This is a genomic window from Serratia nevei (assembly GCF_037948395.1).
Taxonomy (GTDB): Bacteria; Pseudomonadota; Gammaproteobacteria; order Enterobacterales; family Enterobacteriaceae; genus Serratia; species Serratia nevei.
Genome location: NZ_CP149940.1, coordinates 466830 through 483932, shown reverse-complemented (window position 1 = coordinate 483932; position 17103 = coordinate 466830). Strand labels below are relative to the sequence as shown.

The window sequence follows — 17103 nt, the reverse complement described above, 5'->3', positions numbered from 1 at the left end:
CCAACGATAACAAACCGTTCTCAGCGCCGCCTGGCGGCGCCTTCAGGGGATACACACCGATGAAAGCCAAACTCTTGCCGCTGTTCCTGCTCGCCGCCCTGCCCGCCGCCGCGTTAGCCGCCACGCCGCCGAATACGCTGGTGGTGGTGCAATCGCTGGATGACATCGTCAGCCTCGATCCGGCGGAAGCCAACGAACTCTCCAGCATCCAGACGGTGCCCAGCCTGTATCAACGATTGGTGCAGGCGGATCGCGACGATCCGGCCAAGGTGGCACCGGTGCTGGCGGAAAGCTGGCAGAGCGATGCGGCGGCCAAAACGCTGACGGTGAAACTGCGGCCGCAGGCGGCGTTCGCCTCCGGCAACCCGCTGACCGCCGACGACGTGATCTTCTCCTACAGCCGCGCGGTCAAGATGAACAAGTCGCCGGCGTTCATCCTCAACGTGCTCGGCTGGCAGCCGGACAACATCGACGCGCAGCTGAAGAAGATTGACGAACATACCGTGCAGCTGCGCTGGACGGCGGACGTCAGCCCGGCGGTGGCGCTGAATATTCTCTCGACGCCGATCGCTTCGATCGTCGACAGCAAGGCGGCGCTGGCCAACGTTAAAGACGGCGACTTCGGCAACGCCTGGCTGAAAATGCACTCCGCCGGCAGCGGCCCGTTCAAGATGCGCGTCTATCAGCCGCACCAGGCGATCGTACTGGACGCCAACCCCTCGACGCCGGGCGACAAGCCGCAGCTGAAAAACATCATCATTAAAAACGTGCCGGACCCGGCCACCCGCCGCCTGCTGATCCAGCAGGGCGACGCCGATATCGCCCGCGAACTGGGCGCCGATCAGACCGACACGCTGAAAAACCAGCCGGGCGTCAAGGTGCTGGAGATCCCGTCCGCCGAGCAAAACTACCTGGTATTCAACACCGGCAACGGCACCAATCCGCTGCTGAACAACCCGGCGTTCTGGGAAGCGGCGCGCTACCTGGTGGATTATCAAGGCATCACGAAGGATCTGCTGAAGGGCCAATACTTCGTGCACCAGAGCTTCCTGCCGGTCGGGCTGCCGGGCGCGCTGGAGACCAACCCGTTCAGCTACGATCCGGCCAAGGCGAAAGCCATCCTGGCCAAGGCGGGCATCACCCACGCCGCCTTTACGCTGGACGTGGAGAACAAGCCGCCGTTCATCACCATCGCGCAGGCGCTGCAGGGCAGCTTCGCCGCCGCCGGCGTGAAAGTAGAGCTGCTGCCGGCGGCGGGCAGCCAGGTTTACTCCCGCGTGCGCGCCAGGCAGCATCAGGCGGCGATCCGCCTGTGGATCCCGGATTACTTCGACGCCCACTCCAACGCCAGCGCCTTCGCCTACAACGACGGCAAAAGCAGCACGGTAGCCGGACTGAACGGCTGGCAGATCCCGCAGTTGAACCAGCAGACGCTGGCGGCGCTGGCCGAAGCCGATCCGGCCAAGCGCCGCGCGCTGTACACCGCCATGCAGCAGGAGCTGCAGCGCAGTTCGCCTTACGTGTTTATCGATCAGGCCAAAACCGAAGTGGTGCTGCGCGACAACGTCAAAGGCTACCAGCAGGGGCTGAACGCCGACATGGTCTACTACGATCGCGTCAGCAAATAGCCGGCGGGCGGCCATCGCCGGCCAATCGATTGCGGGGCGGCAAAAAACGGCGTTTTAGCGCTTGCAGTAGAGAAAAGCGCGAGTATAATGCGCCACAATTTGCCAGGAGAAAGCATGAAAAACGACGTTTGTTTTGTTAGCCACAATCGACAAAACCGACTGCCTATCGGCGGCCAGCTGCCGTTGTTTCTCCTGTTGCTAAACCGATCGTTTCAAGCCCCTCATTGAGGGGCTTTTTTTTGCCTTGAGAATATCCCAAAGTCCCGCGCCACGGGCACGCGTCGAGGAGGAGTGAAAAATGGCCAACCCGCTGTATCACAAACACATCATCTCTATTAACGATCTCAGCCGCGAGGATCTGGAGCTGGTGCTGCGCACCGCCGCCGGTCTGAAAGCCAACCCGCAGCCGGAACTGTTGAAACACAAGGTGATCGCCAGCTGCTTCTTCGAAGCCTCGACCCGTACCCGCCTGTCGTTCGAAACCTCGATGCACCGCCTCGGCGCCTCGGTGGTGGGCTTCGCCGACGGCAGCAACACCTCGCTCGGCAAGAAAGGCGAAACCCTGGCCGACACCATCTCGGTGATCAGCACCTACGTGGACGCCATCGTGATGCGCCACCCGCAGGAAGGCGCGGCGCGCATGGCCGCTGAATTCTCCGGCAACGTACCGGTGCTCAACGCCGGCGACGGCGCCAACCAGCACCCGACCCAGACCCTGCTGGATCTGTTCACCATCCAGGAAACCCAGGGCCGCCTGAGCAACCTCAGCATCGCCATGGTCGGCGACCTGAAGTACGGCCGCACCGTGCACTCGCTCACCCAGGCGCTGGCCAAGTTCGAAGGCAACCGCTTCTACTTCATCGCCCCGGACGCGCTGGCGATGCCGGCCTACATCCTGAAAATGCTGGAAGAGAAAGGCATCGAGTACAGCCTGCACAGCAGCATTGAAGAAGTGGTGCCGGAGCTGGATATTCTCTACATGACCCGGGTACAGAAAGAGCGCCTCGATCCTTCCGAGTACGCCAACGTGAAGGCGCAGTTCGTCCTGCGCGCTGCGGATCTGGCCGGCGCGCGCGCCAACCTCAAGGTGCTGCACCCGCTGCCGCGCATCGACGAGATCGCCACCGACGTGGATAAAACGCCGTACGCTTACTACTTCCAGCAGGCGGGCAACGGCATCTTCGCCCGCCAGGCGCTGCTGGCGCTGGTGCTTAACGCAGATTTGGCTCTTTAAGGGGGAACCGCCATGACTCACGACAACAAACTGCAGGTCGAAGCGATCAAATGCGGCACGGTGATCGACCACATTCCGGCGCAGATCGGGTTCAAACTGCTGACGCTGTTCAAGCTGACCGCCACCGACCAGCGCATCACCATCGGCCTGAACCTGCCCTCCAACGAGCTGGGCCGCAAGGATCTGATCAAGATCGAAAACACCTTCCTGACCGAGCAGCAGGCCAACCAGCTGGCGATGTACGCGCCGAAGGCCACGGTAAACCGCATCGATAACTATGAAGTGGTGCGCAAACTGACCCTCAGCCTGCCGGATCACATCGACGGCGTGCTGACCTGCCCGAACAGCAACTGCATCAGCCGCAGCGAGCCGGTGGCGTCGAGCTTCAGCGTGAAACCGCGCGACGGCGAAGTGCACCTGAAGTGCCGCTATTGCGAGAAAGAGTTCGAGCATCAGGTGGTGTTGCAGGCCGACTGATTTCTGCCCTTTTAGCGGGAGCGGCGCTGTTAATCTGCGCGTCACTCCCTATAATGGATGCCTGAAAATAACTCTACCCACGTTGCTACCCATCGAATTTCAAGCTGCGGCCGACCGCGCGGCGGCGTGAAAGACAACGGGTCTATCAGGAGAAAACATGTCACGTAACATCAGCACTGAACTCGCCCCGGCAGCCATTGGTCCTTACGTGCAGGGCGTTGATCTGGGCAGCATGATCATCACTTCCGGCCAGATCCCGGTCGATCCGAAAACCGGCGCCGTTGCCGACGACGTGGCCGCTCAGGCGCGCCAGTCGCTGGAAAACGTCAAAGCGATCGTCGAAGCCGCCGGCCTGATCGTTGCCGACATCGTGAAAACCACCGTGTTCGTGAAAGACCTGAACGACTTCGCCACCGTCAACGCCGCGTACGAAGCCTTCTTCACCGAGCACAGCGCGCCGTTCCCGGCCCGCTCCTGCGTGGAAGTGGCGCGTCTGCCAAAAGACGTGAAGATCGAAATCGAAGCCATCGCCGTGCGTCGTTAATCGACGCTCACGCGAATCACGGCCAGTGCAGACTGGCCGTTTTTATTGATAAGAATTTTATTAATTCAATTAATTTATAGCGATAGCGTAATATCACTCACATTTACAATCCCACAATAAAAATACGCCTATAATTGTTTTTCACCCGGCCGGGTCATTGCTGTTTCATTTCGTTCACCCCGTGAATAATGACAGGAGATAACCATGGCACCTAGCGTATTGGATTATTTTATCCAACAAGTTTCCCGTTATCCGGAAAAACTTGCCGTCGTCGGCAATAATAAACACCTGACCTACCGTCAATTGGATGAAGCCAGCAGCGCACTGTGCGCGCTGTTGCTACGACGGGGCGTGGCGCCCGGCAGCTATGTGCCGCTCGTCACGCTGCGCACGCCGGAAATGCTGATCGGTATGTTGGCGATCGTCAAAGCCGGCGCAGGCTATATTCCCATCGACGCGCGTTACCCGGAAAAAAGAATACAGGATATCGTTACGCAAAGCGGTTCCCCTTTAATACTCGCCAGCAACGCGACAATTGCGTTATCGGAAGATAATTTCAGCGAAGACGTTATTTATATTGATAATATATCAATTTCGCCACAGGAAAATATAACGTTAATCTCTCCGCCTCCCGATGCCATCGTTTATCTCATTTTCACTTCAGGCACCACCGGCAAACCGAAAGGTGTGCTGATCGAACATCAGTCGCTGCTGAATTTAATTCTCTGGCATAACAAGCAATTCGCTATGGATGCCGAAAGTCGTTCTACGCTGATCGCCGGCTTGAGTTTCGACGTCGCGCAATGGGAGATCTGGTCGCCTCTGACCAGCGGCGGCACATTGTATCTGCCGCCGGAAGACGCTCGCCTGCAGCCGGAAGTGCTGCTGGTCTATTTTGCCGAACAGGGTATCACTCACGCCAGCCTGCCCGCAGTGCTGGTCGCCGACGTGGTCGGCGCGCCGCAGCCGGCCAATCTGGCGCTGCGGTATCTGTTCAGCTCGGGGGAAAAACTTCATCCGGTTGATCTGCGCGGCATCGATTATCCCTTGATCGATTACTACGGCCCGACAGAAGCCACCATATTCGTCACCTGTAACCGGGTGGCTTGCGCCACGCAAAATCCGCCCGCCAGCATTGGGCGGCCCATCGGCGATACCGAAATATTCATCCTCGATGACCGACTGCAGCCCGTGATCGGCGATCGCCCCGGCGAGCTGTATATCAGCGGTCGTTGCCTGGCACGCGGCTACCTGAACAATCCGGCATTGACGGCCGAACGCTTCATCACCCCGCCTCACTTCGCCGGGTTACGTCTGTATCGCAGCGGCGATCGGGCTCGTTGGCTGGCGGATGGCCGCATTCAATATCTGGGCCGTATCGACGATCAGGTTAAAATCCGCGGCAATCGCATTGAACTGGGCGAAATCGAAAACGCCATGTTGCAGGTTGCGGGCGTTCGTAAAGCGGTGGCCGCCGTGGCGATGGCAGATGATCCGCTGGGCAAGAAAATCGTGGCGTTTCTGATCGCGGAGAGTGACGGCGAAAGCGTGATCGCACGCGTCCGACAGAAACTGAAAGAAACGCTGCCCAGCGCATTTCTGCCCGCCGATTATCGTTTACTGCAACACATGCCGCTGAACAACAACGGCAAGATAGACAAAGCGGCCCTGTTGGCGCATTACCAACCGGTCAGCGCCGGCGTTGCGCAGCCGCTGACCGCCGACCAGCGCGTCGTCGCCGATCTATGGCGCTCATTGCTGAAGGTGGAACAGCCCGCAACCGACGATGATTTTTTCTCGCTGGGCGGCCATTCGCTGTTGGCGGCCAAGCTGATGGCGGCATTGGCCAAGGCATTTGCCGTCGAGACCTCGGTGCACGACATCTATGAATATCCCACTCTGGGTGCCCTGGCGCAGGCGCTGGCACAACGCAAAGACCGGCAACCGACACAGCGGCAAGGCGAAGCGCGCACCTTGCAGGATGATGTGTATTTGCCGCCGGATCTCGTCATCGATCCGACGTTCGATACGCGGCAAATCAGCGCACCGCGCGCCATTTTGCTGACCGGCGCCACCGGCTTCGTCGGCGCACATCTGTTGGCCGATCTGCTGCGCACCACCGATGCCGAGCTGTACTGTCTGGTGCGCGACGGCGCCAAACTGCCGCCGAGACAGCGGCTGGAGGCGGTGCTGCAGCGCTACCGGATCGCGCTGAACGCCAGCCAGCACGCGCGCATCCATATGGTGCCTGGCAACGTCGCGGAACACGACTTTTCGCTGACGCCTGCGGCCTACAGGGCGTTAAGCCGAGATATCGACCTGGTTTACCATTCGGCCAGCGCGGTGAATTTTATCCAGCCTTACGCCTATATGAAGCGCGACAACGTGCAGGGCCTGCGGGAAATCATTCGCTTCGCGGCGCATAGCCGCACCAAGCCGCTGATGCTGCTGTCGACCATCTCCGTTTACAGCTGGGGGCATCTGCACACCGGCAAACGGGTGATGCGGGAAAACGACGATATCGACCAAAACCTGCCGGCGGTCAGCCGCGATATCGGCTACGTGCGCAGCAAATGGGTGATGGAGAAAATCGCCGATCTGGCGGCGAAACAGGGCCTGCCGCTGATGACCTTCCGCCTGGGCTACGCCACCTGCCACAGCCTCACCGGCGTCAACGCCGATTACCAATGGTGGGGGCGGCTGGTGAAAACCTGCATCAGCAGCGGCACGGTGCCGGATTTACAGGAGATGCGCGAAGGGTTAACCACGGTGGATTACATGACCCAGGCCATCGCCCACGTCTCTCGCAACCCGCAGGCGCTGGGGCAGAAATTCAACCTGATCCATCAAGGTGACAATAATCTGACGCTGCGTGAATTTTTCAGCCTGCTGGAGCGCGAGTTCGGTTATCGCTTTCGCCCTCTGCCCTTCGCACAGTGGCGGGCCCAATGGGAAAACGACAGCGACGCGCCGCTGTACCCGCTGCTCAGCCTGTTCAAGGATCCTATGGTGGACGAGCTATCGACGGTGGAGCTCTATCAAGACACCTATCGGTGGGACTGCAGCAACCTGCAACGCTTCCTGCAGGGCAGCGGTATCGATGAGCCGCGCTTCACCCGCCAGCTGCTGCTGAATTACCTGCAGCACGCCATCGGGTATGCGCCGCTGTCGCTACGGGCGTAACAAGACCGGGGCTCAGCTCGTCGAGCCCCGTCACCCTCACTCCGTTTTAAGGCCGCGCAGCAGCGCCTCCAGCGGGTAAACCGCCGCAATCACCACTTCGTCGCGCGTCTGCGCCGCCGCATCCAGCTGGCGCTGCGCTTGCTCGGCCTCGGCCCGGCTCAGCGGTTTGCCCTGCTGATGGCAATCCAGCAGCGTTAAGCCCAGCGCGGCCAAAGCATCGACGTCCTGCGCCACCGGCGCCAGATCGCGCAGCGTACGGTTGCCCGCGATCGCCGTCTGCAGTGCCGCGCCGTTCGCCTGCCAGCGCTGCAGCCGTTCGCGCAGCGCCTGCGCCGCCGCCTTATCGCGCTTATCCTGCAACAAGGCCGCGACCTGGGCATGCATGTCGCGCACCGCGCCGCTCTCCGGCGGCAGCGCATCGGCAAAGCGGTTCAGCGGTTCGAACTGGTGATAGTTGCCGGCCTGGAACTTCAGGTGCTGACGGGTGTAATACTGCGCCGGCTCCACCGCCTCGGCCAGGATCTGCAGCGGCAGGATCTGCACGCTGTTGCTCAGCCGGGTGAATTCGCGCGCCGTTTCCGCGTGCTGCTGCAGGCCGACCGACACCACCGACCAGGCGTCGATCGCCGCCAGCCGCCGGTACATGTTGCTTTCGTCGGTAACGTCCTGCGCCGACCACAGCCGCTCCGCCACCGCGAAGGCGCGCGGCCACAGCTTGAGATCGAGAAGCGGCGCGCGCACGTTTTCCGCCCACAGCGCCGCTTCGCCGCCGAGAATGTTGGCCTGCCCTTTCTCGTCCGGCACCACCGGCATCTTGCCCGCCGGCACCGCCGCCAGCTTGTCGCCGCGGGTGGGGTAACGCACGTTGCCGACCAGCGTATAGCCGCTGAGCTTGTCCTGCTGCAGCGTGAACACCGGCCGCGTGTCGCCCATCCAGGTATCGACGCGGAACGTCACCTGCTGCGGCGTGCGCCAGACGATGTCGTGCACCGCGCGGCGCGACTTGCCGTTGAAATCGATAAAGCCGCGCCAGCCCTGCTTGCCCTCGATCAGCGTGAAGCTGCCCTCCACCGCGCTGCCCTTCAGGCGCGGCATGCTGAAGCCCCAGCTTTGCGCCTGCTCGCCGGGCTGCACCGCCGTCTCGATCCCCAGCGGCTGCGGCAGAATTTCATTGCGGTAGTGATAGGCGGTGCTTTGCGGCTGATCGAGGTAGAAACCGGTGGAGAGAATGCCCTGATAGCCGTCCTGGGCGCTGGCGCCCAGCGAGTCTTGCCCCTGCCAGGATTGAATGACGATCGAACGCGGCAGCGACGGGTGGTAGATCTCGTCCCAGCCGACCATCTGCCGCTGGTGCTTCTCGAGGATCTTTTCCAGCTTCTGGTTGAAGTAGGCCTGCAGCGCATGGGTATCCGCCAGCCCGTTCTGCTGCATAAACGCCTGAATCGACGGCGACGCCCGCCACTGGCTGGCGTCCACCTCGTCGCCGCCGATGTGCAGATAAGGATCGGGGAAGATCGCCGCCAGCTCGCCGACGATCGTGTCGACAAACTGATACACCTCGTCGCGGGTCGGATCGAGCGTCGGCTTATGCACGCCCCACTCGCGCTCCATGCGATACGGCCCCGGCGCGCTCATCAGGTCGGGATAGGCCACCGCGATGCTGGAGGCGTGCCCCGGCATGTCGATCTCCGGCACCACGCGAATGCCGCGCGCCGTGGCGTAAGCCACTACCTGCCGCATCTGCTCGCGGGTATAGAACTGGCCGTCGCTAGCCTGCTGTTGCAGTTTGGGGTAATGCTCGGAGGCGAAGCGCCAGCCCTGATCGTCGGTCAGGTGCCAGTGGAACACGTTAAGCTTGGCCGCCGCCATCCCGTCGAGCTGGCGGAGAATGTCCGGCAGCGGCAGGAAATGGCGCGCCGAATCCAACAAGACGCCGCGCCACGGGAAGCGCGGCACATCGCGGATATCCACCAGCGGCAGGAAGGTGTTTTGCCCGTCGGTCTGCAGCAGCTGCAGCAGGGTCTCCATGCCGCGCAGCGCGCCGAAGCGGGTGTTGGCGGTCAGCGTGGCACCCTGCGGCGTGACCGCCAGCCGGTAACTTTCGTCGCTGCCCGGCAGCGGCTGCGCCGCCACCCGGTCCTTGATCACCACCTTGATCGCCGCGCCGTTCGCTTCTTCCATCGGCGCCAGCGTCCAGCCGGTCTGCAGTTCGATGCGCTGGCGCCAGCGCGGCAGCGCGTCGCCCAAGTCGTCACCCTGGACGCTTAACGACAACTGGTGATCCAAAACCAGCTTGCCCGCCGGTTGCGTCACTTCCACCTGCTGCGGCCAGGGCATCAGCGGCAGATCGCCGGCCGGCTGCGCCAGCGCGCCGCAAGAAAACCATAACGATGAAGCCAGTAGCGTATAACGGAAAGGTCTGTGCATCGGAAATTCCTCAGAGGAAAAAAACAAAATATCCCCAATGAATTTCAAACCACCGCTAGGCGATAAACAACAACGCGGTGGCTTGAAAGGCGCAGGGGAAAACAGCCAACGCTGTAGATAAAGACTTAGCACAGAACAGATGTCCAACCGTTGCGGTGAAAAAGCGGACGGGATCACAGTTGCCCCCTCCCGGCCGGAGGGGGCGAACGGGTTATTGCCAGCCGTAGCGGCGCACGAACCAGCCTTTCACGCACTGGGTCAGCACCATGTAACCGGCGAGGATCAGCACCAGCCACGGGAAGTAGGCGAGCGGCAGCGCCTGCAGCTGCAGGAAGCCGGCCAGCGGCGAGAACACCAGGCCGATGCCGGTGGCGATCACCGCCAGCGTCATGATGCACAGCGGCCAGGATGGGCGGCTCTGGATAAACGGAATTTTGCGCGTGCGGATCATGTGCACGATCAGCGTTTGCGACAACAGCCCTTCCACGAACCAGCCGGACTGGAACAGCGTCTGCATTTCCGGCGTATTGGCCTTGAACACCCACCACATCAGGCAGAAGGTCAGCACGTCGAAGATCGAGCTGATCGGCCCAAAGAACACCATAAACCGCCCCAGATCGGCGGAGTTCCAGCGCTGCGGCTGGGTGATCTGATCGTCGTCGACGTTATCGAACGGGATGGCGATCTGCGAGATGTCGTACATCAGGTTCTGAATCAACAGGTGCAGCGGCAACATCGGCAGGAACGGCAGGAAGGCGCTGGCGATCAGCACGCTGAACACGTTACCGAAGTTGGAGCTGGCGGTCATCTTGATGTATTTCAGCATGTTGGCGAAGGTACGGCGCCCTTCGATCACCCCCTGCTCCAGCACCATCAGGCTTTTTTCCAGCAGGATGATGTCCGCCGCTTCCTTGGCGATGTCCACAGCCGAATCGACGGAGATGCCGATATCGGCCGCGCGCAGCGCCGGCGCGTCGTTGATGCCGTCGCCCATAAAGCCCACCACGTGCCCCTGGCGGCGCAGCAGTTTGACGATGCGCTCTTTGTGCAGCGGCGTCAGCTTGGCGAACACCGTGGTGCGCGCCGCCGCCTGGGCCAGCTGCTCGTCGTCCATCTGCTCGATCTCGCTGCCGCACAGCAGGTGCTCGGCCGCCAGCCCGACGTCCCGGCACACTTTGGCGGCCACCAGCTCGTTGTCGCCGGTGAGGATCTTCACCGTGACGCCGTTCTGTTTCAGCGCCGCCAGCGCCGGCGCGGTGCTCTCCTTCGGCGGATCGAGGAAGGCGACGTAGCCTTCGAGGATCAGATCCGACTCGTCCGCCACGCCGTATTCATGGGTTTGCGCCGGCAGGATCTTGTTGGCCACTGCCACCACCCGCAGCCCCTGCTGGTTGAGATCGTCGGTGATGCGGCGAATGCGCGCCAGCAGCGCCTCGCTGAGCGGGATCACCTCGTCTTCGTGGCGCACGTGGCTGCAAATCGCCAGCATCTCTTCCAGCGCGCCCTTGCACACCAGCTCGTGATACTCGTTGTCTTTCGCCACCACCACCGACATGCGGCGGCGCACAAAGTCGAACGGGATCTCATCCACCTTGCGGTAGTGCTGCAGCGCTTCCGGCTGCTGATTTTGCTCCGCGCAGCTCAGCACCGCCACGTCGAGCAGGTTTTTCAACCCGGTCTGGTAGAAGCTGTTCAGCCAGGCGTAGCGCAGCACCCGCTCGCTGCTGGCGCCGAACACGTCGGTATGGCGCTCCAGTACGATCTTGTCTTGGGTCAGGGTGCCGGTCTTGTCGGTGCACAAAATGTCCATGGCGCCGAAGTTCTGGATGGCGTCCAGGCGTTTGACGATCACCTTCTGGCGCGACAGTTTCACCGCCCCTTTGGCCAGCGTCGAGGTGACGATCATCGGCAGCATTTCCGGCGTCAGCCCGACCGCCACCGACAGCGCGAACAGCGCCGCTTCCCACCAGTCGCCCTTGGTGTAGCCGTTGATCAGCAGCACGATCGGCGTCATCACCAGCATAAAGCGGATCAGCAGCCAGCTGACCTTGCTGATGCCGCTCTGGAAGGCGTTCGGCTGCTCATCCTGGCTGGTGACGCGCTGCGCCAGCTGGCCGAAATAGGTGTTGCCGCCGGTGCCGATCACCATCGCCAGCGCGGTGCCGCTGACCACATTGGTGCCCATGAAGCACAGGTTCTGGCAGTCGAGCGGATCGGCCGCCAACGCCTGCGGCGCCGCGGATTTTTCCACCGGCAGCGATTCGCCGGTCAGCGCCGCCTGGCTGATGAACAGATCCTTGGCCGACAGCACGCGCAGATCCGCCGGGATCATGTCGCCGGCCGCCAGCTTGATGATATCGCCAGGCACCAGCTGCGCGATCGGCAGCTCCACGTGTTCGCTCTTGCCGGTGAGCGCATCGCTGCGGATCACCGTGGCGGTGTTGCTCACCATGGCCTTCAGCGCGTCGGCCGCCCGGTTGGAGCGCGCCTCCTGGATGAAGTTCAGCAGCGTGGAGATCAGCACCATCAGTGCGATCACCAACGCGCCGGTGAGATCCTCGGTGGCATAAGAAATCATGCCGAGCGCGGTCAGCAGCAGGTTGAACGGGTTGCGGTAACAGTGCCAGAGGTGCTGCCACCAGGCCTCTTTCTGCTGATCGTCGATGACGTTCTCGCCGCAGCGCTGGCGCACCTGTTCCGCCTCATGGGCGGTGATGCCTTCCGGGTGGCTGTGGAAACGCTCAAACAGCTGCATCGTCTCTGCGGCGGCGCATTCCAGCCGCTGCTGCGCCAGGCCGGCCGGCATATCGCGCGCAGCGCCGCCGACGCTGTCCAGCAGGCTGTCGCGGCGCACCAAACGGCGCGGGAGGCCGCGGGCGAACAGGCCCAGCAGCTGACGGGGGAGTTTTTTCAGTTTCATGGTCGCACCTCGTCGCCCGGTGCCTCACGGCAGCGGGTAAACGGGGATCGTCATCGGCTGGGCGGATGGCGGGCACGCCAAAAAGCCTCTGCCAATGCAGATCCTTATTCTTTTTTTCAGCAGCAGGAGCGAACGACGAAGCGCGCGCCACCGGTTACCGTGATGTACTTCACCGGTAAAACAGCAGCGCCAGGCGGAGAGGTTTTACCGGAGAACCGAGTGAGTGTCTAAAGCAGTCGGGTCGGGGTCCATATGGGGTATAACCTCCGGTAAAGGGAAAAACAGAGCGGCAGGAGCGGCAGGAGCGGCCGTTCATCGCAATGTCACAATCCCGTTTTGCATCAAGATCCGCGTCGGAAAATGAGCTATGCTGACGGGCATTCATTATTGGCCGTCAATTTACGCCTTACAACCTAAACGACAAGTAAACCATGCAAAACCGGCTGACCATCAAGGACATCGCACGCCTGAGCGGCGTAGGCAAATCCACCGTCTCACGCGTGCTGAACAATGAAGGCAGCGTGAGCCCGCAAACCCGCGAACGGGTGGAAGCGGTGATCCGTCAGCAGGGGTTTACCCCCTCCAAGTCGGCGCGCGCCATGCGCGGCCAGAGCGACAAGGTGGTGGGCATCATCGTTTCCCGTCTCGATTCGCCGTCGGAAAACCAGGCGGTGCGCACCATGCTGCCGCTGCTGTATCAGCAAGGCTTCGACCCGATCGTGATGGAGAGCCAGTTCGAAACCCGCCTGGTGCAGGAGCACCTGCACGTGCTGCGCCAGCGCAACGTCGACGGGGTGATCCTGTTCGGCTTCACCGGCCTGACCGCGGCGATGCTCAAACCGTGGCAGGAAAAAATGGTGGTGATGGTGCGTGAATACGACGGCTTCTCGTCCGTCTGCTACGACGACGCCGGCGCGGTGAACCTGCTGATGGATCGCCTGCACCGGCAAGGGCACCGGCATATCGGCTATCTGGGGGTGCAGCTCAGCGATGCCACCACCGGCCAGCGCCGCTATCAGGCCTACCTCGACGCCTGTGAACGCCTCAAGCTCACGCCGCGCGCCACGCTGGGCGAGCTGAGCTACCAGAGCGGTTTCCAGCACGCCGCCGAAGTGATCGACTCGCACACCAGCGCGCTGATCTGCGCCTCCGACAGCATCGCCCTGGGGGCGATCAAATACCTGCAGCAACAGCCGGCGCACGCCATTCAGGTGTGCGCCATCGGCAACACCCCGCTGCTCAGCTTCCTGTTCCCCGATACTCTGTCGGTCGAGTTCGGCTACGGCAGCGCCGGCCTGCTGGCGGCGCAGCAGCTGCTGGCGCAGCTCAGCGGCGAACAGGGGATCCGCCGCCTGGTGGTGCCCAGCAAACTTTCCTGACGACCTGCTCAGAAGTTGACCATTTTTTGTCATTTTGTGATCCTCGCCCCAAACCGGGAACGTTCCCATTTCATTCAAAAAGCCGAGTGGCTAAGCTTTGATCATTACTCAGTCAACACCTCTGCAGGTATCCCATAATGAGCAAAGTAAAACAGCAGGATATTGATCGCCTGATTGTTTTGGTCGGCGGCCGCGAGAACATCGCCACCGTCAGCCATTGCATTACCCGGCTGCGTTTCGTTCTCAATGACCCCAGCAAGGCCAGCCCCAAAGAAATCGAAGAGCTGCCGATGGTCAAAGGTTGCTTCACCAACGCCGGGCAGTTCCAGGTGGTGATCGGCACCGACGTCGGCGACTACTATCAGGCGCTGATCGCCAGCACCGGCGTCAACGAGGCCGACAAGGAACAGGCCAAGGTCGCCGCGCGCCAGAACATGACCTGGACCGAGCGCACCATCTCTCACTTCGCCGAGATCTTCTTCCCGCTGCTGCCGGCGCTGATCAGCGGCGGTCTGATCCTCGGCTTCCGCAACGTGATCGGCGACATCCCGATGTCCGGCGGCCAAACGCTGGCGCAGATGCACCCGGCGTGGAAAACCGTTTACGACTTCCTGTGGCTGCTCGGTGAAGCGATCTTCATGTTCCTGCCGGTGGCCATCTGCTGGTCGACGGTGAAAAAGATGGGCGGCACGCCGGTACTCGGCATCGTGCTGGGCGTCACCCTGGTGTCGCCGCAGCTGATGAACTCCTACCTGCTCGGCCAGCAAACGCCGGAAGTGTGGAACTTCGGCTGGTTCGTGATCCAGAAAGTCGGCTATCAGGCGCAGGTGATCCCGTCAATCCTGGCGGGCATGGCGCTGGGCTGGATCGAAACCCGGCTGAAAAAGATCGTCCCCGACTATCTCTATCTGGTGGTAGTGCCGGTGGTTTCGCTGCTGCTGGCGGTGTTCCTGGCGCACGCGCTGATCGGGCCGTTCGGCCGCATGATCGGCGACGGCGTCGCCTGGGCGGTGAAAGCGGTGATGACCGGCAGCTTCGCCCCGGTGGGCGCCGCGCTGTTCGGCTTCCTGTATGCGCCGCTGGTGATCACCGGCGTGCACCAGACCACGCTGGCCATCGACATGCAGATGATCCAGAGCATGGGCGGCACCCCGGTATGGCCGCTGATTGCGCTGTCCAACATCGCGCAGGCCTCGGCGGTGCTCGGCATCATCATCATCAGCCGCAAGGCCAACGAGCGTGAAATCTCGGTGCCGGCGGCGATCTCCGCCTACCTCGGCGTGACCGAACCGGCGATGTACGGCATCAACCTCAAATACCGCTTCCCGATGCTGTGCGCGATGATCGGCTCCGCGATCGCAGGCCTTATCTGCGGCCTGGACGGCGTGATGGCCAACGGCATCGGCGTCGGCGGCCTGCCGGGCATCCTGTCTATCAAACCGCAGTTCTGGCTGATTTACTCGCTGGCGATTCTGGTGGCGATCGTCATCCCGCTGGTGCTGACCATCATGGTCTACAAGCGCAAGGCCGCCCGCGGCGAGCTGCCGGTTTAATTGACGCAAAATGAATGTAGGGGCCTGCTCACGCAGGCCCGTTGTCACGATTCAAAGGTATTGATCTATGAGCAATCCAACCCCCTGGTGGCAGAACGGCGTCATCTACCAAATTTATCCGAAGAGTTTTCAGGACAGCACCGGCAACGGCTACGGCGATTTGGCCGGCGTGACGCGGCGGCTGGACTATCTGCAGGAGCTGGGCGTCGACGCCATCTGGCTGACGCCGGTCTACGTCTCACCCCAGGTGGACAACGGCTATGACGTGGCGGACTACTGCGCCATCGATCCGGCTTACGGCACCATGGCGGACTTCGAGCAGCTGGTCGCCGCCGCCCACCGGCGCGGCATCCGCATCGTGATGGACATGGTGTTCAACCACACCTCGACCGAGCACCCGTGGTTCAAGGCCGCGCAGGATCGCCACAGCCCGTATCGCCAGTTCTACGTCTGGCGCGACGGCGAGGGGGATACGCCGCCGAACAACTGGCGCTCCAAGTTCGGCGGCAACGCCTGGCAGTGGCACGCCGACAGCGGCCAGTACTATCTGCACCTGTTCGCCGCCGAGCAGGCGGATCTCAATTGGGAGCACCCACCGGTGCGCGAAGAGCTGAAGAAAGTGTGTCAGTTTTGGGCGGACAAAGGCGTCGACGGCCTGCGCCTCGACGTGATCAACCTGGTGTCCAAGCAGCAGGACTTCCCGTCCGACAGCCAGGGCGACGGCCGCCGCTTCTACACCGACGGCCCGCGCATTCACGAGTTCCTGCAGGAAATGAGCCGCGACGTGTTCCAGCCACGCGGCCTGATGACGGTGGGCGAGATGTCTTCCACCACGCTTGAGCATTGCCAGCAGTACGCGGCGCAGAGCGGCGAAGAGCTGTCGATGACCTTCAACTTCCACCACCTGAAAGTGGACTACGCCAACGGCGAAAAATGGACGCGGGCGGCGCCGGATTACGTGGAGTTAAAGCAGATCTTCCGCCACTGGCAGCAAGGGATGCATAACCGCGCCTGGAACGCGCTGTTCTGGTGTAACCACGATCAGCCGCGCATCGTGTCGCGCTTCGGCGATGAAGGCGCACTGCGGGTGCCGGCCGCCAAAATGCTGGCGATGGTGCTGCACGGCATGCAGGGCACGCCTTATATCTACCAGGGTGAAGAGATCGGCATGACCAACCCCGGCTTCCGCGCCATCGAGCAGTACCGCGACGTGGAAAGCCTGAACATGTACGCCGAGCTGAGCGCCCAGGGCCGCAGCGACGCCGCACTGCTGGCGATCCTGGCGGACAAATCGCGCGACAACGGCCGCACACCGATGCAGTGGAGCGCCGCGCCGCACGCCGGTTTCACCACCGGCACGCCGTGGATCGGCTGCGCCGAGAACTACCCGCAGATCAACGCCGACGCGGCGCTGGCCGATCTCGACTCGGTGTTTTACGCCTACCGCCAGCTGATCATCCTGCGCAAGCAGTATCCGCTGCTGACTCACGGCGACTATCAGGATCTGGCGCCGGATCACCCGGCGCTGTGGTGCTATCAGCGCAGCTGGAACGGCCAGCGCCTGCTGGTGGTGGCCAACCTGAGCCGCGAGCCGCTGGCCTGGGCGGCGGAAGGCGTGGAAGCCTCCGCCCAGTGGCGCCCGCTGATGAGCAACTACAGCGACTCGGCGGATCAGCCGCAGGCGCTGACGCTGCGGCCGTTCGAAGCGGTGTGGTGGCTGCTCGAAGACTGACCCCGCAGGGCGCGGCGAGCGCTGCG

The 17103-nt window shown here is 62.2% G+C and carries 10 protein-coding genes; 8 read left to right on the top strand and 2 right to left on the bottom strand.

Features of this window, described 5'->3' with window-relative positions; translation table 11 throughout:
- Window positions 1-59 precede the first annotated feature (59 nt).
- The 5 genes from V8N38_RS02210 (at window position 60) to V8N38_RS02190 (ending at window position 7066) form a co-directional block, all read left to right on the top strand.
- A complete protein-coding gene (locus V8N38_RS02210) occupies window positions 60-1628 on the top strand; it encodes an ABC transporter substrate-binding protein (RefSeq protein ID WP_147839685.1) in 1569 nt (522 codons plus the stop codon).
- Window positions 1629-1926: 298 nt separating this feature from the next.
- Window positions 1927-2862 (top strand): aspartate carbamoyltransferase, encoded by a 936-nt coding sequence (pyrB, locus tag V8N38_RS02205; RefSeq protein ID WP_038879020.1) that lies wholly within the window; start codon window positions 1927-1929, stop codon window positions 2860-2862.
- Between the two features lie 12 nt (window positions 2863-2874).
- Complete coding sequence (gene pyrI / locus V8N38_RS02200; RefSeq protein ID WP_038879023.1) at window positions 2875-3339, top strand: aspartate carbamoyltransferase regulatory subunit; 465 nt, start codon at window positions 2875-2877, stop codon at window positions 3337-3339.
- Between the two features lie 157 nt (window positions 3340-3496).
- A complete protein-coding gene (gene ridA, locus V8N38_RS02195) occupies window positions 3497-3883 on the top strand; it encodes a 2-iminobutanoate/2-iminopropanoate deaminase (RefSeq protein WP_004933379.1) in 387 nt (128 codons plus the stop codon).
- 204 nt (window positions 3884-4087) lie between these two features.
- Window positions 4088-7066, top strand: a complete 2979-nt coding sequence (locus tag V8N38_RS02190; protein WP_187181544.1) for a non-ribosomal peptide synthetase — start codon at window positions 4088-4090, stop codon at window positions 7064-7066.
- Between the two features lie 36 nt (window positions 7067-7102).
- On the opposite strand, the gene V8N38_RS02185 is transcribed toward V8N38_RS02190, so the two are convergent.
- Complete coding sequence (locus V8N38_RS02185; protein WP_147839684.1) at window positions 7103-9493, bottom strand: beta-N-acetylhexosaminidase; 2391 nt, start codon at window positions 9491-9493, stop codon at window positions 7103-7105.
- 211 nt (window positions 9494-9704) lie between these two features.
- The gene (gene mgtA / locus V8N38_RS02180; RefSeq protein ID WP_147839683.1) at window positions 9705-12413 is read right to left on the bottom strand and encodes a magnesium-translocating P-type ATPase; all 2709 of its coding nucleotides are present in this window, start codon (window positions 12411-12413) and stop codon (window positions 9705-9707) included.
- A gap of 431 nt (window positions 12414-12844) precedes the next feature.
- Here mgtA and treR point away from each other — a divergent pair, with 431 nt between their 5' ends.
- The 3 genes from treR to treC all read left to right on the top strand — a co-directional run bounded on the left by treR (window position 12845) and on the right by treC (window position 17077).
- Window positions 12845-13792, top strand: coding sequence for a trehalose operon repressor TreR (treR, locus tag V8N38_RS02175; RefSeq protein ID WP_038879034.1), 948 nt, complete (start codon window positions 12845-12847; stop codon window positions 13790-13792).
- A gap of 137 nt (window positions 13793-13929) precedes the next feature.
- The gene (treB, locus tag V8N38_RS02170) at window positions 13930-15345 is read left to right on the top strand and encodes a PTS trehalose transporter subunit IIBC (RefSeq protein WP_019453304.1); all 1416 of its coding nucleotides are present in this window, start codon (window positions 13930-13932) and stop codon (window positions 15343-15345) included.
- Between the two features lie 67 nt (window positions 15346-15412).
- On the top strand, window positions 15413-17077 hold the full coding sequence (gene treC, locus V8N38_RS02165; RefSeq protein ID WP_147839682.1) for an alpha,alpha-phosphotrehalase: 1665 nt from the start codon (window positions 15413-15415) through the stop codon (window positions 17075-17077).
- Window positions 17078-17103 lie beyond the last annotated feature (26 nt).